The organism is Pseudomonas sp. CM27 (genome assembly GCF_013179515.1).
Taxonomy (GTDB): domain Bacteria; phylum Pseudomonadota; class Gammaproteobacteria; order Pseudomonadales; family Pseudomonadaceae; genus Aquipseudomonas.
In genome coordinates, this window is record NZ_JABMCN010000507.1 from 1 (window position 1) to 567 (window position 567).

General features: G+C 64.2%; 1 pseudogene. It reads left to right on the top strand.

Features of this window, described 5'->3' with window-relative positions:
• Positions 1 to 567 (top strand): annotated as a pseudogene (locus HP547_RS29270) (type IV secretion protein Rhs); the annotation flags it as partial.

Consider the following 567-nt stretch of genomic DNA (forward strand, 5'->3'; position numbering starts at 1 on the left):
CACCCGGACGGCACGGCGGAAACCTTCACCTACAACGTCTACGGCCAAGTACTCAGCCACACCGACGGCAAGGGCCAGACCACCCGCCTGCTGCGCACCGCCCGCGGCCTGCCCGGCAGCCGCCAGGATGCCAAGGGCCAGCGGGTGCGCTACGAGTACGACAAGGCCATCCGCCTGACCGCGCTGGTCAACGAGAACAACGCCACCTACAGCTTTGCCTACGACGTGTCGGACCGGCTGACGGAAGAGGTGCGGGTGGACAACCTGACCCGGCGCTTCAGCTACAACGTTGGCGGGCATCTGACGCGGCTGGAGGAGATTGGTTACGGCGAAAATGCCGAGCGGCCGCAGCGGCATACGCTGTTCGAGCGTGATGCCATTGGCCGGCTGCTCAGCAAGCTGAACAGCGATGCACAGCAGCTGTTCAGCTATGACGACGCTGACCGGTTGCTCAGCATCGAGCGCCACCCGAGTGGTACCGGCAAGCAACTTGGGGTGACCGAAGAAAAGCTGGAGTACGCCTACGACCTGCTGGGGCGGCTGACGAAAGAAATCACGCCTGATGGC